General features: G+C 68.8%; 15 protein-coding genes. All 15 read right to left on the minus strand.

Annotated elements, in window-relative coordinates; genetic code table 11:
- Positions 1-5: 5 nt before the first annotated feature.
- Positions 6-308 (minus strand): hypothetical protein, encoded by a 303-nt coding sequence (locus tag ASD35_RS14780; RefSeq protein ID WP_056875705.1) that lies wholly within the window; start codon positions 306-308, stop codon positions 6-8.
- A gap of 85 nt (positions 309-393) precedes the next feature.
- Positions 394-978: a PAS domain-containing protein gene (locus tag ASD35_RS14785; protein WP_056875706.1), complete on the minus strand. Its 585-nt coding sequence runs from the start codon at positions 976-978 to the stop codon at positions 394-396.
- 108 nt (positions 979-1,086) lie between these two features.
- Positions 1,087-2,052 (minus strand): glycoside hydrolase family 43 protein, encoded by a 966-nt coding sequence (locus tag ASD35_RS14790; protein WP_056875707.1) that lies wholly within the window; start codon positions 2,050-2,052, stop codon positions 1,087-1,089.
- A gap of 45 nt (positions 2,053-2,097) precedes the next feature.
- On the minus strand, positions 2,098-2,877 hold the full coding sequence (locus tag ASD35_RS14795) for a DUF1080 domain-containing protein (RefSeq protein WP_056875708.1): 780 nt from the start codon (positions 2,875-2,877) through the stop codon (positions 2,098-2,100).
- Positions 2,878-2,897: 20 nt separating this feature from the next.
- Positions 2,898-3,866, minus strand: coding sequence for a galactofuranose ABC transporter, permease protein YjfF (gene yjfF / locus ASD35_RS14800; protein WP_056875709.1), 969 nt, complete (start codon positions 3,864-3,866; stop codon positions 2,898-2,900).
- Complete coding sequence (locus ASD35_RS14805; protein ID WP_056875710.1) at positions 3,863-4,867, minus strand: ABC transporter permease; 1,005 nt, start codon at positions 4,865-4,867, stop codon at positions 3,863-3,865. Before ASD35_RS14805 ends, yjfF begins: the two co-directional genes overlap by 4 nt.
- Positions 4,864-7,776, minus strand: a complete 2,913-nt coding sequence (locus tag ASD35_RS14810) for a TIM-barrel domain-containing protein (RefSeq protein WP_056875711.1) — start codon at positions 7,774-7,776, stop codon at positions 4,864-4,866. Before ASD35_RS14810 ends, ASD35_RS14805 begins: the two co-directional genes overlap by 4 nt.
- A 25-nt stretch (positions 7,777-7,801) precedes the next feature.
- Positions 7,802-9,328, minus strand: a complete 1,527-nt coding sequence (locus tag ASD35_RS14815; RefSeq protein WP_369819218.1) for a sugar ABC transporter ATP-binding protein — start codon at positions 9,326-9,328, stop codon at positions 7,802-7,804.
- 473 nt (positions 9,329-9,801) lie between these two features.
- A complete protein-coding gene (locus tag ASD35_RS14820; RefSeq protein ID WP_056875712.1) occupies positions 9,802-10,758 on the minus strand; it encodes an ABC transporter substrate-binding protein in 957 nt (318 codons plus the stop codon).
- Between the two features lie 31 nt (positions 10,759-10,789).
- Positions 10,790-13,168 carry a glycoside hydrolase family 127 protein gene (locus ASD35_RS14825; protein ID WP_056875876.1) on the minus strand — a complete coding sequence of 793 codons (2,379 nt, stop codon included), beginning with the start codon at positions 13,166-13,168 and terminating at the stop codon, positions 10,790-10,792.
- Positions 13,169-13,170: 2 nt separating this feature from the next.
- The gene (locus ASD35_RS14830) at positions 13,171-14,694 is read right to left on the minus strand and encodes a glycoside hydrolase family 43 protein (protein ID WP_082580170.1); all 1,524 of its coding nucleotides are present in this window, start codon (positions 14,692-14,694) and stop codon (positions 13,171-13,173) included.
- Between the two features lie 201 nt (positions 14,695-14,895).
- A complete protein-coding gene (locus tag ASD35_RS14835; protein WP_056875713.1) occupies positions 14,896-16,437 on the minus strand; it encodes an alpha-N-arabinofuranosidase in 1,542 nt (513 codons plus the stop codon).
- Between the two features lie 38 nt (positions 16,438-16,475).
- A complete protein-coding gene (locus ASD35_RS14840; protein ID WP_056875878.1) occupies positions 16,476-18,056 on the minus strand; it encodes an aldehyde dehydrogenase (NADP(+)) in 1,581 nt (526 codons plus the stop codon).
- A 15-nt stretch (positions 18,057-18,071) separates the two neighbouring features.
- Positions 18,072-19,826 (minus strand): IlvD/Edd family dehydratase, encoded by a 1,755-nt coding sequence (locus ASD35_RS14845; protein ID WP_056875714.1) that lies wholly within the window; start codon positions 19,824-19,826, stop codon positions 18,072-18,074.
- A gap of 128 nt (positions 19,827-19,954) precedes the next feature.
- Positions 19,955-20,920 carry a family 43 glycosylhydrolase gene (locus ASD35_RS14850; protein ID WP_235538351.1) on the minus strand — a complete coding sequence of 322 codons (966 nt, stop codon included), beginning with the start codon at positions 20,918-20,920 and terminating at the stop codon, positions 19,955-19,957.
- Positions 20,921-20,924 lie beyond the last annotated feature (4 nt).

Consider the following 20,924-nt stretch of genomic DNA (forward strand, 5'->3'; position numbering starts at 1 on the left):
TGGCTTCAGTCTTCGTCGGCTTCGCCGAACTTGGCCTGAAACGCCTCGGCGAACTCGACCGACGCGCTGAAGGTCAGCGTCACCGTCACCCACCCACCCGGCTCATGCTGCACCAGCAGCTCGTGATCCCATGCGTTGCCATCCTCCACCGGCCCGTGCCGGCCACCGAACTCGGACTCCGCCCAGGCCAGCAGCTGCACTGCCTCCGCCATCACCGCCGCGTGCTCGGCCTCGCGCGTAGACGCCATGGCTTCCAGCGTGAGGATGTCGTCGGAGCCGTCTGTGAGGTCGAAGGTGAGATGACGCATCTCGAGAAGTGTCGTGCAGCGAGTCAAGCTCGCGCCGTGACAACAAAGCAGCAGCCGCAGAAGAAAACCGAAGGTTTCGCCAACGTCACCCCGCCGCCGGACGCAGGCCTTCCACCTCGGCCAACGACGCCTGCAGCATCTCTTCCAGCTCCCCGAGCAACCGCTGCCGCTCCGAGGCGTTCCCGGGTGTCTCTGCGCTCAGCAGCCGATGGAACGGCTGCACCAGCGGCAGGCCGCCCATCGAGCCCCGCGGGCCAGTTGGCAGTCCACCCTGCGGGGTGAAGGGCCGCTGGGTCAGGTCGACCATCGTGCCGATCATGCGTGCGGCGCGGCCGTCGGCGCTCCACTCGACAACGCGGCCGCGCGAGTGCATCAGGCGATAGCCCGAACCGTTGCTCCGCAGGCGGAAGGTGGCCTCATAGCCGGGCTGCGTGCGGCCGGCATGCGCGCGCATCGCCCCCAGCATGCCGTCCAGGTCGGCGGGGTGCACCCGGCAGCGCCAGAAGTGCGTGCTGTCGGCGCGGTGAGGATCGGGGAACCCCAGCTTCGATTTCCACTGCGGCGAGTAATGGACCGTCTCCAGCTCGGGGCGAAGGTCCCATAGGCCGAGCTCACCCGCATCGACGGCCTCTCGCACACGCAGTGTCAGTGTCCGTCCTTTGGTGCCCATGCGCTGGATTGTCATGGCCGGCCATCGCCCTGCTGGCGTTGGGGCTGCTGGCTTTCGGCGTCAGCCGGCCCCAAGCGCTGACCGCGGGCCGGTCCCGCCGATACCGCGCTACTTGCACCCCGTCGAAGGATTCGCCTTCGGCCCTGTCTTCGTCTGCTCGATGAACGGGATCGTCCCGTCCGGCCGGTACGAGAACTCCTCGATCGCCACCGACCGCCGGTACTCGCCACCGCCCGGCAGCTCCGCGTTGTGATACGCGATGTAGCTCCTGCCGTTGAAGTCGAAGATGGCCTGGTGGATGGTGGGCGTCTTCAGGTTCTTGGCCATGATGACGCCACGCGGCGTCCAGGGGCCGGTGGGAGAAGGCCCGGTCAGGTAGGCCGTCTGCTCGGGGAAGAACTCGGAGTAGCTGAGGTAGTAGGTGCTCTTGCCCTCGACCTTGCGCTTGTGCAGGTAGGGCGCCTCGACGAAGTCCTTCACCGGCAGCACGTGGATGGGCCCGTCCAGCTCGGTCATGCTGGCCTTGAGCTTGGCGTACTTCAGCACCGTGTTGCCCCAGTACAGCCAGGCCTGGCCGTCGTCGTCCAGGAACACGGTCGGGTCGATGTCGTCCCACGCGATGTCGGTCTGCTGGGTCATGTCGTTGGTGACGAGCGCAGAACCGCGCGCATCCACGAACGGGCCGGTGGGTGAGTCCGACACGGCCACGCCGACCGCAAAGCCGGGCACCGTCGCGTGCTCGACCGTCGAGTAGAACCAGTACTTGCCGTCGCGCTTGACGATGTCGGACGCCCAGGCGCGGCCCTTGGCCCAGGCGAAGGTCCTGGCCTTCAGCGGCACGCCGTCGTCGCGCCAGTTCACCATGTCGCAGCTGGAGAACACGCGCCACTCGTGCATGACGAAGTCCTTGCCTGCCGGCAAGGCCTCATCACGGCCGGCGAACAGATAGACGCGGCCGCCTTCCACAAGCACCGCCGGGTCGGCGGTGTAGAGCGGCGCGAACAGCGGGTTGGCAGCCTGAGCGGCGCCCAGCGCAAGCAGCGACAGCGCCGCAGCGGTGATCTTCTTCAACATCGGCTTCAAGCTTTCCTCAAGGGCGGCGCACACCCGGCGAGCACGTCAGCGCGGGAGCGGGCGGATCCTGATATTCCTGAACCACACCGGCTGCGATTCAGCCTGCAGCGCGATGTGGCCGAACGACAGCTGCAGCGGCGCGCCCGCGGCCAGCAAGGCCTTGGCGCTGTCGTCCTTGGGGTCGAGCTGCGGGCGCTGGTAGCGCAGCACCTCGGCGCCATTGATGCGGTGGATGACCTCGTCGTTGCCGTGCACCTCGACCTCCACCGCCACCCATTCGTCGACGGGGAAGAGCTTGGAGGTCGAGTCGATGATGTGGTCGGTGCGCAGCTTGCCGTCGATCTCCAGGTTCGTGCCCGGCGTGACGACGTTGCCCGTCTGCCGGCCGGCGCTGGCACCCACGCTGAGGAACTGGAACTCCATGCTGACCGGCCAGGCCTGGTTCAGGCCGATCGTCAACGGTGACTGCGCGTGGATCATCACGCCGCTGTTGAGCTTGGCCCAGGGCGGCGCGTCGGCCATGGCGGTGCCGGTGATGCGGTACTCCAGGCGCAGGACGTAGTGCGAGTAGGCGAGGTTGGAGTACAGGTGGCCGAAGCGCTCCTCGAACTTGCCGTAGCCGTCGTAGCCGACCTTGAGGATGCCGTCCTCGACGCGGAAGGTGTTGGCGTGGTTGTCGCCGAGCGGGTGCTTGTTGATCTTGACGGTCCAGCCGGACAGGTCGCGGCCGTTGAACAGCGAATGCCATCCGCCGTCGTCCGCACCCCAGGCGGGCACGGCCGCCAGCGCCAGGGCGGCCCACATCGATGCGCAAAGCTTCTTCATGGGCAGCTCCGGTGCGGCGCTCAGCTGGCCGCCTTCTTGAGAGACAGCAGCCGCTGCACGGCGCAGAAGACGAACAGCAGCGCGCCGATGACGATCTTGGTCCACCAGGAGCTGAGCGTGCCGTCGAAGGCGATCAGCGTCTGGATCAGGCCCAGCACCAGCACGCCGGACAGCGCACCGGCCACGTAGCCATAACCGCCCGTCAGCACCGTGCCGCCGATGACGACGGCGGCGATCGCGTCCAGCTCCACACCCTGGCCATGCTGGCCATAGCCGCTGAGCATGTAGAACGCGAACAGCAGGCCGGCCAGCGACGCGCAGAAGCCGCTGAGCGCATAGACGGCGACCTTGGTGCGGCCGACGTTCAGGCCCATCATCAGCGCCGAGGCCTCGCTGCCGCCCAGCGCGTAGATGGTGCGGCCGAAGGCGGTGCAATGCGCGATCCACAGGCCCAGGCCCAGCACCACCAACGCGATGACCGCACCGGGCGACAGGAAGGCGCCACCAAAGAGCGGGATCTGCGTCTGCGACAGCGCGACGAACAGCGGCGCGTCGATGGTGACGCTGTCGACGCTGATCAGGAAGCACAGGCCGCGCGCCAGGAACATGCCGGCCAGCGTGACGATGAAGGGCTGCAGCTTGAAGACGTGGATGACACCGCCCTGCAGCGCGCCGAAGGCCGCGCCGCCGAGCAGCACGAGCACGATGACGGCTTCCGCCGGCCATTGCGCGACCTGCAGCAGCCAGGCGGCGACCATGGTGGTCAGCGCCAGCACCGAGCCCACCGACAGGTCGATGCCGCCGGACAGGATGACGAAGCTCATGCCCACCGCGATGACGAGCAGGAAGGCGTTGTCGATGAGCAGGTTGAGCACGACCTGCGTGGACGCGAAGCCGGTGTAGTTGGCGGCGCCGGCGATGAAGAGCACCGCCATCAGCACGACGCTGACCCAGCTGGTGAAAGAAGGGGCAGAGAGAAGACGCTTCATGCGGTCCTCCGCGACCAGATGGACGACTGCGAGATGCAGACCGCGAACACGACGATGGCCTTGACGACCATGGTCACCTGCGGCGGCACGCCCATGGCGTAGATGGTGGAGGTCAGCGTCTGGATGATCAGCGCGCCGATGAGGCTGCCGGCCAGGCTGAACTTGCCGCCGCTGAGCTGCCCGCCGCCCAGCGTGACCGCCAGGATGGCGTCCAGCTCCAGCAGCAGGCCGGCGTTGTTGGCGTCGGCGCTCTTGATGTTGGACGAGATCATCAGCCCGGCCAGGCCCGCGCCCAGGCTGCAGTAGACGTAGACGAAGAACACGATGGCCGCGGTGCGCACGCCGGCCAGGCGGGCGGCGACGGGGTTGATGCCGACGGTCTGGATGAACAGGCCCAGCGCGGTGCGCTTCATCAGCAGCGCAGTGAGGCCGCCGACCGTCGCCACGACGAACAGCGACACCGGCAGGCCCAGCAGGTAGCCGCCGCCGAGCCAGAAGAAGCTCGCGGGCTCGTAGACGGTGATGATCTGGCCGTCGGTCAGCAGCTGCGCCAGGCCGCGGCCGGCGACCATCAGGATCAGCGTCGCGATGATGGGCTGCAGGCCCAGCGCCGACACGAGCAGGCCGTTCCACAGCCCGCACAGCAGCGCCGCGCCCAGCGCCGCCGCGAAGGCGATCGCCAGGCCGTGCGAGCCGACCAGCACGCAGGCCACCGTGCCGGCGATGGCGACGACGGCGCCCACCGACACGTCGATGCCGCGCGTGGCGATGACCAGCGTCATGCCCAGCGCCGCCAGCATCAGCGGTGCGGCGCGGTGCAGGATGTCGATGAGGCTGCCGTAGAGGTGGCCGTCCTTGATTTCGAGGTGCAGGAAGCCGGGCACGAAGAGGGCCGCGACGGCCAGCAGCAGCGCCAGCGCAGCGAGCGGCCGGGCCAGCGGATGGCGCCAGAAGGAGGAGGGCGCAGGAGGAGAAGACATGGCAAGCGTGGAAGAACTCATGGGGTCGGGAACTGCAGCGCCGTCGCTTTGCCGCGGTAGAGGACGGACCGGGGCTTCGTGCCGCGGCCGGACGCGTCCATCAGCGTCACGTTGAAGCGGCGTTGCTCGACGAGGCCGGGGAAGCGGCCGTCCCGCGCGCCGACGTTCAGCACGCGGCGGGCGTCGTCCCAGCGCAGCGTGACGGTGGCGCGCTCGCCGGCTTCATAACGGTAGGTCTCGCCGTCGTCCTCGTAGAGCGTGAACTGCGCGTCGGCGCCGGGGTAGATGCGGATGTCGTAGGGCGCGTCGGGCTTCTGGCCGACATGCTCGACGACCGGGCCCATGGGCACGATGCTGCCGGCGCGCACGAACAGCGGGAATTCGTCGAGCCTGTACTCGCGCGCCACCGACTGGCCGCCGGCGTGGGGCTTGCCGGTCCAGAAGTCGAACCAGGTGCTGCCGGCCGGCAGCAGCGTGGCCTGGCGCTTGTCGACGTTGCGCTGCGCGTCGGCCAGCGCCAGCAGCTGGGCCGGCGTGCGCCACGCCAGACGCAGCTTGCGGCCGTAGGCGTCCTGGTAGAAGTCGATGCGCAGGCGCAGAGCCTGGCCCGCCGCCAGCTTGACGCGCGTGCCCTCGAAGCGGGGCGCGCCGTTCTTCCAGTCGTCGACGACGAGCTTGTCGTCCAGCCACAGACGGAAGCCGTCGTCGCCTTCCAGGCCGATCTCGTACTCGCCGGCCTCCGGCGCGACGAGGGTGCCCTGCCAGCGCGCCGAGAACTGGTTGAGGCCTTGCAGGCCGGGCGGCACGCTGCCCAGCGGCGCGGGCGGCCAGTCGTGGTCCACCGGGCCGTCGACGGTGCGGCTGGCCGGCTTCTCGAAGTTCATGCCGGAGAAGTACTCCAGCTGCAGCCCGGGCTCGCCGGACGGCGTGCGCAGTGCGCTGGCGGGGATGGTGGCGGCCGGCGGCACCTCGGGGTAGAGCGTGGAGCGGGTGATGGGCTGCACGAGGAAGGCCGGGCCGAACATGTAGGTGTCGTCCACCTGGCGCAGCGGCTTCTGGTCGGGGAAGTCCATCGCCAGGCCGCGCATCATCACGTAGCCCTCGTCGTGGGCACGCCAGGCCAGGCCGTACAGGTAGGGCAGCAGGCGGTAGCGCAGCTGGGCGGCCTTCAGCAACGAGTCGTAGACGGCCGGGTCCAGCGTCTTGAACAGGTAGGGCTCGCGCTCGACGTCCGTGCCGTGGATGCGGTAGATGGGGTTGAAGATGCCGAACTGGTTCCAGCGCGCGTACAGCTCGCGCCAGGCCGGGTTGCGCTCGCCGCCGGCATGCCTGACGAAGAAGCCGCCGGTGTCCTGCGTCCAGTACGGCATGCCGGCCATGCCGACGTTCAGGCCGCCGGCGATCTGCGCGCGCAGCGTCGCCCAGCTGGCCGTCGTGTCGCCCGACCAGGGCAGGGCCGCATAGCGCTGCTGGCCGGCCCAGCCGGAGCGGGTCAGCGTCAACGCGCGCTTGGCGCCGCTGGCGCGCTGGCCCTCGTAGACGCCGCGGGTCGTGACCAGGCTGTAGACGTTCAGGTAGCGCGTGAAGTCGCCCATCGCGTTGCGCCCGAGGCGCTTGATGTCGGCTTCGACCTCGCCGGGGTCGTGGGCGGCGCCGCCCACTTCGACCTCGGTGCCGTCCATCCACAGCGCGTCCACGCCGATGTCCAGCAGCCCCTTCTTGACGTGCTTGAAGTAGATGTCGCGGCCCTCGACGCTGAAGGCGTCGTAGATCTGCGCCTTGCCGGAGATCCAGTGCTTGGGCGCGAAGCGCAGGCCCTTGGCGTCCAGCTCATGGGCCAGCGCGGTGTCGTCGCCGACCGAGGGCCAGATGGACACCATGAGCTGGGTGTTCAGCTGGCGGTGCAGCGTGTCGACCATGCCGCGCGGGTCGGGGAAGCGCTCGGCGTTCCAGGTCATGCCGCTCCAGGTGCCGTCCTTGTCGCCGCCCCAGTACTGCCAGTCCTGCACGATGGTGTCGAGCGGGAAATGCTCGGCACGGAAGCGCTTGGCGACGTCGAGCAACTGCTGCTGGGTCTTGTAGCGCTCCTTGCTCATGAACAGGCCCAGGGCGCTCTTGGGGAACAGCGGCGCGGCGCCGGTCAGCTGGCGGTAGCCGGCCATCACGTCGTCCATCGTCGTGCCGGCGACGAGGTAGTAGTCGGCGCCCGCCGGAGCGCTCTCGGCCCAGAAGCGCGCACCCTGCGCGTCGTCGGTGAAGCGCATCTTGGAATAGACGTCCCACAGCACGCCCCAGCGGCGCGTCGAGACCATGAAGGGCAGCACGGTGCCGATGTTGGTCTGCACCATCAGCACGTCGCGGCCGCGGTAGTCCATGTAGGACTCGTTGTACTGGCCCAGGCCGTAGAGCGATTCGTCGGGCGTCAGGCTGAAGGCCTGCGTCATCGTGTAGCTGGGCGCGCCCGAGATCTCGACCGGCTTGAGCGCGGCCGGCGCCTGCTCGCGCGTGAACAGGCTGCCGTCGGGCTTGTAGAAGGCGAGCGCGCCGCTGCGCTTGTCGATCTCCACGCGCACGGCGGCGCTGGCCAGCGACAGCGTGTCGCCGGCGTCCTTCACGTCCAGCGACACGGCCTGCGGCGCGGCCACGACGACCAGGCTGGGCTGGGTCGCGTGGCTCTGGCCCAGGTGGGCCGTCACGCGCACGAGGCCGGGGCCGTAGAACAGGATGTTGCGCGTCAACGTGCCGAGCTGCACCTGCGCGCCCGCGGCCAGCGGCGTCCACGCGAAGCCGCGCGCGTCGGGCGTCAACGGCTGGCGCAACGCCTGGCCCTGGGGGTCGAGGCCGGTCGGTGCCGCGGCGCGGGCGGGCGCCAGCGCGGCCAGGCACAGCAGCGCCAGCGTGGCCAGGGCGGGAAGGGTGCGGACGCTCATGGTGGGCTTTCGGGGCAGACGCGGATCAGGCCGCGGGCTCGGCCGCGATGACTTCGAGCACGCTGCGCTCGTCCAGCTCGCCGCGGCGGTACTCGCCGGCGGCGCGGCGGTCGCGCAGCACCAGCACGCGGTCGCTGCAGTGCAGCACCTCGGGCAGCTCGGAGGAGATGAAGAGGATGGACATGCCCGTGCCGTCTTCCTTGTGGGCCAGCGCGCGCACGGCGTCCATCAGGTCTTCCTTGGCGCGTACGTCGATGCCGCGCGTGGGCTCGTCGAGGATGAGGACGGCCGGCTCGGTCGCCAGCCAGCGCGCGAGCAAGGCCTTCTGCTGGTTGCCGCCTGACAGTTGCCCGATGGGCGTGTCGGCGCTGGCGGTCTTGATGCCCAGGCGCTTGATGTAGTCGTCGGCCAGTGCCTGCTGTTGCTCACGACTCATGCACAGGCGCAGGCCCGACCGGGCCTGCAGCGCGAGCAGGATGTTCTCGCGCACCGACAGGTCGAGGATGGCGCCCTCGTGCTTGCGGTCCTCGGAGCAGAAGGCGATGCCGGCAGCGATGGCCTCGCGCGGCGAATGCCAGCGGCCGCTGCGGCCCTCGGTCTCGACATGGCCTTCGTCCGCCGTGTCGGCGCCGAACAGCAGGCGCGCGGCCTCGGTGCGGCCCGAGCCGAGCAGGCCCGCGAGGCCCAGCACCTCGCCGCGCTTGAGCTCCATGTCCAGCGGCTGCAGTGCGCCGCGCCGGCCCAGGCCCACGGCCTTCAGCACGGGCGCGCCGGTCTCGGGGGCGCGGCTGTCCAGGCGGGTGGGCTGCTGGTCGGGCGGCGCGCCCACCATCTTGTTGACGAGGGCCAGGCGGCTCAGGTCGGCGGCCAGGTACTCGCCCTCGGTCTCGCCGTTGCGCATGACGGTGATGCGATCGGCCAGCGCATAGGTCTGGTCGAGGAAGTGGGTGACGAACAGGATGGCCAGGCCCTGGTCGCGCAGGCGGCGCAGCACGGTGAAGAGCCGCTGCACGGCCGCGTCGTCCAGGCTGGACGTGGGCTCGTCGAGGATGAGCACGCGGGCCGAGATGCGCAGCGCGCGGGCGATGGCGACCATCTGCTGCACGGACAGCGAGTAGCGCGACAGCGGCGCCGTGACGTCGATGTCCAGGTCCATCTGCGCGAGCACGCGGCGGGCTTCGGTATGGACGGCGGCCCAGTCGATGCGGCCCCCACCCAGCCAGGATTTGCGCGGGAAGCGCCCGGCGCAGATGTTCTCGGCCACGCTGAGGTTGGGGCAGAGGTTGACCTCTTGGTAGACGGTGCGGATGCCGAGGTCCTGGGCGTCCTCGGTGCGCTTCGGGGCGATGGGGTTGCCGTCGAGCGTGATGGTGCCGGCGTCGGGCTGGTACAGGCCCGTCAGCACCTTGATCAGCGTGGACTTGCCGGCGCCGTTCTGGCCCATGAGGGCATGCACTTCGCCGGGGAAGAGGCGCAGGCTGACGTCGGTGAGGGCTTTGACGCCGGGGAAGGATTTGTGGATGCCGGAGAGGTCCAGCACGGGTTTGGTCACGTCAGTGGCTCCGATAACCGTTGCGTTGGTGGCAAGGGTGGTGCCGGGATTTCGCCCCTGCGGGCGACCTGCTTTGGCTTCGCCCCAAATGCTCAATACCGGATACCAAGCAGCCGGCCTTGGCCGGCTGCTGGATCGGGCTGTTGGCTGTTGGCTGTTTCGATTCACCCCTTTGGAGCCGCCGAGCATCGCAGGGCGTCGAGGCGCGCGCGCCAGCGCGCTTCGTGGACTGACTCCGCGCAACTGTTTGACCGGAGCGTAGCGGAGGGAGTTTTGCGCGGGCCTCGGCGACCGAGAAGCGCAGGGAACCCCTCGCGCAGCGAGGGGCGGCGGAATCGGGGCGGTTTTCTTGCCTACTTCTTTGGGCGCCCAAAGAAGTAGGTCGCCCGCGGGGGCGAAAACCGAAGGTTTCGCTGAAAGCAAATCCCCGCACGGGCCTTGCCACCAAGCCGAACTCCGAAAACCGCACGATTTCAGTACTTCCGATTCGGCAATTCCTTGGCCGCCACTTCAGCCGGGAACACCCCTTCGTTGACGGTGATGCGCTTCTCCACCGGCTTCTTGGCCACCACGTCCTTGGCCAGCTGCATCAGCTGCGGTCCCAGCAGCGGGTTGCATTCGACGGTGACGTTCAGCTTGCCGGCCTTCATGGCCTCGAACGCGCCACGCACGCCGTCGATGGAGATGATGACGATGTCCTGACCCGGCTTCAGCCCGGCTTCCTCGATCGCCTGGATCGCGCCGATCGCCATGTCGTCGTTGTGCGCGTACAGCACGTCGATCTTCTTGTCGCGCTGCTTCAGGAAAGACTCCATCACTTCCTTGCCCTTGGCGCGCGTGAACTCGCCGGACTGCGAGCGGATGATCTGCAGCTTGGGGTTGGTCTTGATGACTTCCTCGAAGCCCTTCTTGCGGTCGATGGCCGGGGCCGAGCCCACCGTGCCCTGCAGTTCGACGATGTTCAGCGCGGCGCCCGGCGTCTTGGCGGCGCGCTCCAGCAGCCAGCGCGCGGCCTTGCGGCCTTCCTCGACGAAGTCGGAGCCGATGAAGGTGACGTACAGCGACGGGTCGGCGACCTTGACGGCGCGGTCGGTCAGGATGACGGGGATGCCCGCCGTCTTGGCTTCCTTCAGCACCGTGTCCCAGCCGGACTCCACGACCGGCGAGAAGGCGATGACGTCGACCTTCTGCGCGATGAAGCTACGGATGGCCTTGACCTGGTTTTCCTGCTTCTGCTGCGCGTCAGCAAATTTCAATGTGATGCCGGCTTCCTTGGCCGCGGCCTTGATGGAGGCGGTGTTGGCGGTGCGCCATTCGCTCTCGGCGCCGACCTGCGAGAAGCCCATGACGAGGGGTGCGGCCAGGGCGCCGAAGGCGGGCAGCGACAGGGCTGCGGCAAGCAGCGTGCGGCGGGCGATGAGCTTGATCATTGGGGAGGTCTCCGTTGGGTGGTTGGGCTGTCTAACGCAGTAATCGCAAGCCGTAAAGCCCCCCGGCGATGGAGCCGGGCTTGGCAACGAACTTCACATTCAACTTGCCGGCTGCCGTGCGCACGAGGTCGGCGGGCAGCGGGAACTCTCGGGTGTAGATCTCGTCAGGCGTATCGGGCTTGCCCAACTCAACTTCCGCGATGAGCTGGCCGTTGACAACAAGATCGAAGCGGCGGCCGGCGTCGCCCTTGGCGAAGCTGAGAAGCAGCGCGCGGGCCTCGGCCTTGGGGTCGCTCAGGTCGTAGCTGAACCACTGCTTCGCATGCCGCCAGCGGCCGGCCGGGGCGATGCCGTTCTCGGCGCCCTCACCCTTGAAGCCGTGGTCGGACTCGGGCTGCTGCTCGCCGGGGGCGACCTGGTCGATGGTCTGCGCCTCCAGCGCCAGTCGCGCCTCCTCGGCCTTGGCCAGTTCCATGCGCAACAGGCTCTGCTGGGCCGGTGTGCTGCGCGCCCAATAGAGCATGTAGCGCGAATCGTGCAGGCGGAAGAAGGGGATGAGTTGCAGGCGGTCGGCGTCCTTGCGACCCTGGATCAGCCCGGGCGCGGTGAAGGTCATCGGCCGGCCGGGCACGGGCTTGATGCGGCGCACGATGTCGGCCTCACGCAGGGTCGGGCTGACGAACACCGGCGCGGCCTCCTGCGGGCAAACGGCGCCGTGCGCGATGTGGCCCATGCGCGAGCCGTCGGCCATGAAGTTCAGCGTCTCGCCCGGCTGCGGCGTCTTGGCGGCCAGCACGATGGGGCCGTGCAGCACGGCGACATGGTTCTTCAAGCCGGGCATGGGCTCGAGCCGCGTGCGCATCGGCAGCTCGACGTCGACCTGGTCGCCGGTCGTCCACGCACGGCGCAGTTCGACATGGCCGCCGGGCCTGGCCGTCACCTTGACCGGCTTGCCGTTGAGCCTGACCTTGAGCGCGCCAGGCGCGACCCAGCCGGGGTAGCGGACCTTGAGCGCGAACGTGCCGGCGCCCTGCACTGTCAGCCGCGTGCGCGACTCGTCGGGGAAGCGGGTGCTCTGCGTCAGCTGGATGCCGCGCTCGCGCCAGTCCAGCTTGGAGGCGATGAAGAGGTTGACGTAGAGCGCGTCGCCGTCGTGCGCGTAGATGAACTCGCCGTGGCGAGCGTGGCTCTCGATGCCGGAGCCGACGCAGCACCACATGCCTTCGTCAACCTTGGAGTAGACGCGGTAATGCTGCGGCCGCATCGGCGTGAAGTAGACGAAGCCGCCTTCGCCCGGGTGCTGCGACGCGAGGATGTGGTTGTAGAGCGTGCGCTCGTAGTAGTCCGTATAGGCGCCGACATCCGGCGATGCCTTCGACAACAGCGCCGTGAGCTTCAGCATGTTGTAGCTGTTGCAGGTCTCGGGGCCTTCCACCTCGTTGAGCATCGGCTTGAAGTCGTCGGCCGGGTGGAAATGCTCACGCACGCTATTGCCGCCTATGACCACGCTGCGCTTCTCGACGACCGTGCGCCAGAAGAACTCGGCCGCGCGCCGGCCCTCGTCCTCACCAGCCTGCTGCGCGATGCGGGCGAAGCCGATGACCTTGGGGATCTGCGTGTTGGCATGCAGGCCGGTCAGCTTGTCCTGCCCGTTGGCCAGCGGCTGCAGCACGGCCTGGTGCGAGAAGCGCCGCGCCAGCGCCAGGTAGCGCAGGTCGCCGGTCATCTCGGCGACGTCGGCCAGCACCTCGTTCATGCCGCCGTGCTCGGCACGCAGCATGTCCTGCATCTGCTGATCAGAAAGCGGCGTGGTCAGCCGCAGCGCCCAGTCGCTCATGCGGATCAGCATCGCCCTGGCGTCGGTATTGCCGGCGTGCACCCACGCATCGCGCAGGCCGGCGAACATCTTGTGGATGTTGTACCAGGGCACCCAGCGGCCGTTGACCGAGAAGCTGTCGACCTTGAGCTCGCCCGAACCCACCTGGGCCCAGGCCTTGGCGCCGTCGGGCACGCCGCCGATGTAGCCGTTGCCGAGCTTGTCCTGGCAGCGCTTGAGTTCGGCGATGACGTAGTCCAGCCGCTTCTTGACCTCGGCGTCGCCGGTGGAGGCCCACATCAGCGCCAGCGCCGAGACGTAGTGGCCGCCCATGTGGCCATCCAGGCCTGAGGACTCCCAGTTGCCGTAGCTGGGCGCCTTGGCGGGCAAGCCGGCTTCGCGCAGGAAGGGCGCCAGCAGCTTGTCGGCGTCCAGAGCCATCAGGTAGTGCAGGTCGGTGGTCTGGGCTTCCAGGAAGGGGCCGTCCTGCAACCGGACGCGGTCCAGCGGGAACGCCTGCGTCGCCCCGCCCGCGGCCGCATCCGCGCCGTGGGCACACAGCGCGAAGGCAACGGCGGCGAGCAGGCGTTTCATCGTCAGCTGCCGGTGCGAACCGCCCACAACGACACGCCGCCGGACGACAGCGCGCTGAAGCTCACCACGAACGCGCTGGAGTTCATGTTCCATTGCCGGGACAGTACGCCCTTGTAGGTCACGCCGCCGCTCACCACGGAGATCTTGTTGCTGCCGTTGTGCACCCAGGTGCCCGTCATGCCGCCGGCGCCGCCCACGGTGCCGTCGGCGTTCAATGTCACGGCGATGGAGGCCTTGCTCTGGGCGGTGATGTCCTTGCCGTGGTTGACGAGCTTGTAGGTGCCGGCCGCCTGGGCCGCGGTGACGTCGGCCGTCTGCGCGGGCGAAGCCAGGCTCAGCGGCGCATAACGCAGCGGCGCGATGACCAGCCAGCCGTCCTCGTTCAGCAGCATCTCGTGCACACGGATCTCGTGGGCCTCGCCGGTGCCGGGGAAGCGCGTGTGGAAGACGATGAAGTACTTGCCCGTGGCCGGGTCGTGGTAGGCCGAGTTGTGGCCGGGCGACACGTAGCCCAGCGCCGTGCCGGTCTCGAAGCTCGCGTTGGAGAACTGGTGGCCGCCCATCAGCTTCACGCCGTGCGGCGCGATGCTGGCATCGTCGAACACCGTGCCGGCGGCACCTTTGACGGTGGCCATGTCGGTGCCGGCGCCGTCGAGGTAGGGGCCGTCGGGCTGCAGCGAGCGGGCGACGCGTACGTTGTAGCCGCCGACGGCGTCGAGGCCGCCGAAGGACGTGAACAGGTAGTAGTACTTGCTCGTCGGGCTGTACAGGACGTAGGCGCCTTCGATGCGGGCATGGTTGCCGCCCATCAGGTGCTTGCCGTAGCCCTGGCCTGCGATCGGCAGCCCCGTCGCCGTGTCGAGCTGCAGGATGAAGATGCCGCCCGAGTAGGAGCCGTAGACCATCCACAGCTTGCCGGTCGCGTCGAAGAACACCGCCGGGTCGACGACGTTGGGGTGCTTGGTGGCGTCGTAGTTGGTGCCGTCCTCGGACGGGCCCACCATGCCGGACTTCAACAGCAGCTGCTTGTTGGCGTAGGGCCCGTCGACCTTGTCGGCCACGGCGATGCCCAGCGCCGACAGCGGCGAGTCGCCCTTGCAGGCGCAGTAGTACATGTAGAACTTGCCGTCGGCGAGCTTGATGACGTCGGGCGCCCACAGCGTGGTCGTCTGCGCCCACGTCAGCGCGGCGGACAGCTCGGTCGTGACCTTGGTGAACAGCGGGTTCGCGTCGTTCACCGTGTCGGCGATCTTGGTCCAGTTCATCAGGTCCGTCGTCTTGGCCGCCGCGAGGTGGGAGCCGAAGACGTAGTACGTGCTGCCGTCCCTGACGATGGACGGGTCATGGACCGATGCGTTGCTGAAGGTGAGCGCCGTCTGGACGGGGTTGGGGTTGGTGGGCGTGGGGGTGGTGTCCACCGGCGTGACCGTGCCGGTGCCGCCACCGCCGCCACCGCCCCCGCCGCAGGCGGTCAGCGCGAGGGCAGCAGAGCCCGCAAGGAAGTTGCGTCGGTTCTGAGGGGCCATGATGTGTTTGTCTCCTGGTCTGTGGGTTGTGACCGGCGCAGCCTAGGAGGCTCGGCGGTGGCACACCAATGACATTGCAGGAGCGGTCGATCCTGGTTTTGATATGCCGCGTGAGGGCTACGGACGCAGCGCAACGCCTGGGCAAGCAGCATGGCGGACCCAGGGTTGCGAATCAGTCGAAAGCGCTGGCGGCGAGGGCGATCAGCCCTCGACAGCGACGACCACGACGGACTTGGCCGGCAGCTTCAGCGTGAGCTTGCCGTCCGCGGCCTGGGCTTCATACGCCACGGGCACGACCTGGGCGGGTTTGCCGAGTTCGTTCTGCGCGTCCATCGCGCCAGCGGTCAGCAGCTTGCCCTTCACGGACTTGGGCGCGTTGGCCCCGACCTGCAGGGTCAGCTCGGCCGGCTGGTTCGCATTCGAGTTGACCAGGCCGATGTAGAGCTTGCCGTCCTTGCCGCGCGCGGCGGTGGCGGAGAGCGTCGGCATCGCGAACTTGTCGACCTTGTAGACCGGGTTGTTCTCGATCTTCGCGGGCACCGAGGTGGCGTCCTGGAAGGGCGTGTACATCGCGAAGGCGTGGTACGTCGGGGTCAGCACCAGCTTGTCCTTGCTGGTCAGGATCATGGCCTGCAGCACGTTGACCATCTGCGCGACGTTGGTCATGTGCACGCGGTCGGCGTGGGCATGGAAGACGTTGAAGTGCAGGGCGGCCAGCAGCGCGTCACGCAAGGTGTTGCGCTGGACCAGGAAGCCCGGGTTGCTGCCGGGATCGGGGTCGTACCAGCTGCCCCACTCGTCGAAGTAGAAACCGATCTTCTTGCTCGGGTCGTTCTTGTCGAGGACGGCCTTGTTGACCTTGATCATCTCCTCGATCTGCTGGACGTTGCCCAGCGTCGAGACCCATTCGCTTTCAGGGAAGCCGACCGCCGAGCCCTTTTTCTCCCACTGGCCGGTGGGCAGCGTGTAGGCATGGTGGGAGATGGCGTTGACGCTGTGCACGCCCTTGCTCAGCGCCTCGGTCCATTCGGTCTGCATGCCGTTGCCGCCGCTGGCGATGAAGATCGGGCGGTTGTCTTCCGGCGTCCTCAGGAAGGTGGCGACCTGGCGGTACTGGTCGGCGTAGTACTCGGGCCGCATGTTGCCGCCGCAGCCCCAGGCCTCGTTGCCAACGGCGAAGTAGTGCACGCGGAAGGGCTTGTCGCGGCCGTTCTTGCGGCGCAGCTCGGCGAGCGTGGACTTGCCCGTGGAGGTCATGTACTCCAGCCACTCGGCCATTTCCTGCGAGCTGCCGGTGCCGAGGTTGCCGTTGACATAGGCCTCGGCGCCGAGCTGCTCGACGAGGTCGAAGAACTCGTGCGTGCCGACGGCGTTGTTCTCGGGCACACCGCCCCAGTTGCTGTTGACCTTGACGGGGCGCTTGTTGCGCGGGCCGATGCCCTCGCGCCAGTGGTATTCGTCGGCGAAGCAGCCGCCGGGCCAGCGCACCAGCGGCACCTTCAGTTCCTTGAGCGCCGCGACGACGTCCTTGCGCCAGCCGCGCACGTTGGGGATCTTGGACTCGGGGCCCACCCACATGCCCTCGTAGATGCCGGTGCCGAGGTGCTCGGCGAACTGGCCGTAGATGTTGCGGTGGATGACCGGGCCGGGCTGGTCGGCATTGACGACCAGCTTGATGTCGGCAGCCAGGGCGCTGGCGCCCACGGCCAGCGTCGCGACGAGCGCGAGCAGTTGCTTCTTCATGTCTTCTGTCTCCTTCGTTGTTCTGCGGGCCTGGCGCGTCAATTCCGCGTCAGCGCCCCATCGCGGCGCCGCCAGACGCCGCGCTCGTTGGGTTCGCGCAGCACCGCGGGCAGCAGTGCGCGCGGCAGGTTCTGGTAGCAGACCGGGCGCAGGAAGCGCTGGATGGCCGCCGTGCCGACCGAGCTGCTGCGGCCGTCGCTGGTGGCCGGGAACGGGCCGCCGTGAACCATGGCCGTCGACACCTCGACGCCGGTGGGGTAGCCGTTGGCCAGGATGCGGCCGACCTTGCGCTCCAGCGCCGGCAGCAGCGTGCGGGCGGCGGCCAGGTCGGCTTCGTCCTCGTCCTGCAGCTGCAGCGTGGCGGTCAACTGGCCTTCCAGGCCCTCGATGACGGCGAGCACCTCGGCGAGGTCCTTGCAGGCGATCAGCAGCGAAGCCGGGCCGAAGATCTCGGACTGCATGGCGTGGTTGGCCAGGAAGGCCGCACCGGTCGTCTTGAACAGGCTGGGCGCGCCCTTGCAGCCGGCGGACTCGCCGCGCAGCAGCGTGTCCACCTGCGCCTGGCCGGCGAGCTGGTCTTCACCGCGCTGGTAGGCGCTGGCGATGCCGGGGGTCAGCATGGTGGCGGCCGGCACGGGCTTGAGCGCCTCGGCAGCGGCGGCGGCGAAGCGGTCGAAGTCGGGGCCGGCGATGCCCAGCACCAGGCCGGGGTTGGTGCAGAACTGGCCCACGCCCATCGTCAGCGACGCAGCGAAGCCGGTGGCGATCTCTGCGCCACGCGCAGCCAGTGCGCCGGGCAGCAGGACGACGGGGTTGATGCTGCTCATCTCGGCATAGACGGGGATGGGCTGCGGGCGCGCCGCGGCCGCGGCCATCAGCGCCGTGCCGCCGCTGCGCGAGCCGGTGAAGCCGACGGCCTGGATGGCCGGGTGGCGCACCAGCGTGTCGCCGATGCCATGGCCGCTGCCGGTCAGTAGCGCGAAGACGCCGGCGGGCAGGTTGGACAGGCGCACGGCCTCGACGACCGCGCGGCCGACGAGTTCGGACGTGCCCGGGTGGGCCGAGTGCGCCTTGACGACGACGGGGCAGCCGGCGGCCAGTGCCGCTGCGGTGTCGCCACCGGCGACCGAGAAGGCCAGCGGGAAGTTGCTGGCGCCGAACACGGCGACGGGGCCGACGCCGACGAAGCGCAGGCGCAGGTCCGGCCGCGGCGGCGTGCGCGTGGGCAGCGCGGTGTCGATGCGGGCGTCCTGCCAGCTGCCTTCACGCAGCAGTTCGGCGAACAGCTTGAGCTGGTTCATCGTGCGGCCGCGCTCGCCTTCGAGGCGGGCGCGCGGCAGGCCGGTCTCGGCCATGGCGCGCTCGATCAGCGTGTCGCCCAGCGCCAGGATCTGCGCGGCGATCTGCTCGAGGAAGTCGGCGCGCTCGTGGTCGCTGGTGGCGCGGTAGGTGTCGAACGTGGCGCCGGCCAGCGCGCAGGCGGCCTCCACCTGGGCGGCGTCAACGGCATTGAAGTCGGGGCCGAGGGCTTCGTTCTTGCTGGGGTCGAAGGCCTGGAAGGCCTTGCCCGCGCCGCGCACCGGCTGGCCGCCGATCAGCGCCAGGCCTTGGATCGTGATGTCCATGAGGACTCCTTAATGTGAATGACGCGGCACGGCGGAGCCGCGCTTGCCGCGCAGGAAGTCGAAGTCGCAGCCCTCGTCGGCCTGCAGCACATGCTGCACGTAGAGCTGGCGGTAGCCGCTGGCGTCGGCCGGGTCCACCGTCTGCGCGGCGGCCCAGGCCTCCAGGCGCGCGGCCAGCTCGGCTTCGGGGATGTCCAGGTGCAGGCGACCCGCGGCGCAGTCCAGCTCGATGAAGTCGCCTTCCTGCACGACCGCGAGCGGCCCACCGGCGCGCGCTTCGGGCGCCACGTGCAGCACGACGGTGCCGTAGGCGGTGCCGCTCATGCGGGCGTCGGAGATGCGCACCATGTCCTTCACGCCGGCGGCGAGCAGCTTGGGCGGCAGGCCCATGTTGCCGACCTCGGCCATGCCGGGGTAGCCCTTGGGGCCGCAGTTCTTCATGACGAGGATGGAGCTGGCGTCGACGACCAGGTCGGGGTCGACGATGCGCGCCTTGTAGTCCTCGAAGTTCTCGAACACGACGGCGCGACCGCGGTGGGTCATCAGCTCGGGTGTGGCGGCCGAGGGCTTGAGCACGGCGCCACGCGGCGCCAGGTTGCCGCGCAGGATGCAGATGCCGCCGTCGGCGATCAGCGGGTTGTCCAGCTTGCGGATGACTTCGTCGTCGTAGATGGGCGCGTCGACGCAGTTGGTCCACAGGCTCTTGCCGTTGACCGTCAGCGCGTCGGGGTTGGGCAGCAGGCCGGCATCGCCCAGGCGGCGGATGACGGCGGGCAGGCCGCCCGCGTAATAGAACTCTTCCATCAGGAAGCGGCCCGAGGGCAGCAGGTCCACGAGGGTGGGCGTGCCGCGGCCGATGCGAGTCCAGTCTTCCAGCTCCAGGTCCACGCCGATGCGGCCGGCAATGGCCTTCAGGTGGATGACGGCGTTGGTGGAGCCGCCGATGGCCGCGTTGACGCGGATGGCGTTCTCGAACGCTTCCTTGGTCAGCACCTTGGACAGCGTGAGCTGCTCCCAGACCATGTCGACGATGCGCATGCCCGACAGGTGGGCCATCACATAACGGCGCGCGTCCACGGCGGGGATGGCGGCGTTGTGCGGCAGCGAGGTGCCCAGCGCCTCGGCCATGCAGGCCATCGTGGAGGCCGTGCCCATGGTGTTGCAGGTGCCGGCGGAGCGCGAGTGGCCGGCCTCGGCGGCCAGGAAGTCGTGCATGCTGATCTCGCCGGCCTTGACCTGCTCGTGCAGCTGCCACACGGCGGTGCCGGAGCCGATGTTCTTGCCGTTCAACTTGCCGTTGAGCATGGGGCCCCCGGTGACGACGATGGCCGGCACGTCGACGCTGGCCGCGCCCATCAGCAGCGCGGGCGTGGTCTTGTCGCAGCCCACCAGCAGCACGACGGCGTCCATCGGGTTGCCGCGGATGCTTTCCTCCACGTCCATGCTGGCAAGGTTGCGCGTCAGCATCGCCGTGGGGCGCAGGTTGCTCTCGCCGTTGGAGAACACCGGGAACTCGACCGGCCAGCCGCCTGCTTCCAGGATGCCCTTCTTGACATGCTCGGCGAGCTTGCGGAAGTGGGCGTTGCAGGGCGTCAGCTCGCTCCAGGTGTTGCAGATGCCGATGATGGGCTTGCCCTGGAACTCGTGGTCGGGGATGCCCTGGTTCTTCATCCAGGAGCGGTACATGAAGCCGTTCTTGTCCTGCGTCCCGAACCATTCGGCCGATCGCAGCTTGACCTTGCTCTTCTTGTCCTCAGTCGTCATGTCATGTCTCTGGGTTCGTTCCACGCGCGCGCACCGGGGCCGCTTCAACCCATGCTATGGGCCGGGGGAATTGCAATCCAATCAATTTCCAAGGTGTACCGATGTTGTTTCCGGCATCAGGGCTGTCCCTAGTCGCGGCGCGACGGCAGGCCAAAGACCGGCATGCCGTCCGGGCGCCAGCGCAGCGGCTTGACGAAGGTGTGCCGGTCCGGGTTCCACAGCGGGTCGCCTTCGATCTCGGTGTAGGTGCGGGCGTGGTAGACCAGCAGCACCTCGTCGGGGTCGTCGGTCACGGTGAAGCTGTTGTGGCCGGGGCCGAAGACGCTGTCCTCCGGCGCGCTGCGCATCACCGGCTCGGGCGACTTGTGCCAGCTGGCCGGGTCCAGCAGGTCGGCGCCATCGTCGGCCCACAGCAGGCCCATCGCGTAGTTCTCGTCGGTCGCGCTGGCCGAGTAGCTGATGAAGACGCGGCCGTGGCGCTGCAGCACCGACGGCCCCTCGTTGACGAGGAAGCCGCGGCATTCCCAGTCGAACTCGGGCCTGCTGAGCAGCACCGGCGCGCCGCCCAATTGCCAGGGCGTCTTCATCGGCGCGAGGTAGAGGTTGGAGTTGCCCGGAATGGCCGGGTCCTTCTGCGCCCACAGGTAGTAGAGCTGGCCGCGGTGGGTGAAGGTGGTCGCGTCCAGGCAGAAGCTGTCGATGCCGGAATCGACCTGGCCCAGGAACTCCCATTCACCGCCCAGCGGGTCTTTCGCCTGGTTGCGGATCGCATACATGCGGTGCTGGAACATGCCTTGATGGTCCAGCGCGCGGGTAGGGGCCGCGGCGAAGTAGACATACCAGGCGCCGTCGTTGAAATGCAGCTCCGGCGCCCAGAGCAGCTCCGAGTACGGCCCGGTGTCGGGCTTGTGCCAGACGTCGAACACCGGCGCGTCCGCCAGGGCTTCGATCGTCGGCGCACGCCGCACCTCGATGCGGTCGTACTGCGGCACCGACGCGGTGAAGTAGTAATGGCCGTCGGCATAGCGGCTGATGTGGGGGTCGGCACGCTGGCGGATCAGCGGCGTGAGCAAGGGCTCGGGCAGGTCGGACATGGGC

Origin of the sequence: Pelomonas sp. Root1444 (assembly GCF_001426885.1) — a bacterium.
Lineage (GTDB): Bacteria > Pseudomonadota > Gammaproteobacteria > Burkholderiales > Burkholderiaceae_C > Pelomonas.

What these genes read in the sequence shown, in the direction of transcription:
- ASD35_RS14780 (WP_056875705.1), bottom strand. Translation starts at nt 308, where the DNA reads ATGCGTCATCTCACCTTCGACCTCACAGACGGCTCCGACGACATCCTC.
- ASD35_RS14785 (WP_056875706.1), bottom strand. Translation starts at nt 978, where the DNA reads ATGGGCACCAAAGGACGGACACTGACACTGCGTGTGCGAGAGGCCGTC.
- ASD35_RS14790 (WP_056875707.1), bottom strand. Translation starts at nt 2,052, where the DNA reads ATGTTGAAGAAGATCACCGCTGCGGCGCTGTCGCTGCTTGCGCTGGGC.
- ASD35_RS14795 (WP_056875708.1), bottom strand. Translation starts at nt 2,877, where the DNA reads ATGAAGAAGCTTTGCGCATCGATGTGGGCCGCCCTGGCGCTGGCGGCC.
- yjfF (WP_056875709.1), bottom strand. Translation starts at nt 3,866, where the DNA reads ATGAAGCGTCTTCTCTCTGCCCCTTCTTTCACCAGCTGGGTCAGCGTC.
- ASD35_RS14805 (WP_056875710.1), bottom strand. Translation starts at nt 4,867, where the DNA reads ATGAGTTCTTCCACGCTTGCCATGTCTTCTCCTCCTGCGCCCTCCTCC.
- ASD35_RS14810 (WP_056875711.1), bottom strand. Translation starts at nt 7,776, where the DNA reads ATGAGCGTCCGCACCCTTCCCGCCCTGGCCACGCTGGCGCTGCTGTGC.
- ASD35_RS14820 (WP_056875712.1), bottom strand. Translation starts at nt 10,758, where the DNA reads ATGATCAAGCTCATCGCCCGCCGCACGCTGCTTGCCGCAGCCCTGTCG.
- ASD35_RS14825 (WP_056875876.1), bottom strand. Translation starts at nt 13,168, where the DNA reads ATGAAACGCCTGCTCGCCGCCGTTGCCTTCGCGCTGTGTGCCCACGGC.
- ASD35_RS14830 (WP_082580170.1), bottom strand. Translation starts at nt 14,694, where the DNA reads ATGGCCCCTCAGAACCGACGCAACTTCCTTGCGGGCTCTGCTGCCCTC.
- ASD35_RS14835 (WP_056875713.1), bottom strand. Translation starts at nt 16,437, where the DNA reads ATGAAGAAGCAACTGCTCGCGCTCGTCGCGACGCTGGCCGTGGGCGCC.
- ASD35_RS14845 (WP_056875714.1), bottom strand. Translation starts at nt 19,826, where the DNA reads ATGACGACTGAGGACAAGAAGAGCAAGGTCAAGCTGCGATCGGCCGAA.
- ASD35_RS14850 (WP_235538351.1), bottom strand. Translation starts at nt 20,920, where the DNA reads ATGTCCGACCTGCCCGAGCCCTTGCTCACGCCGCTGATCCGCCAGCGT.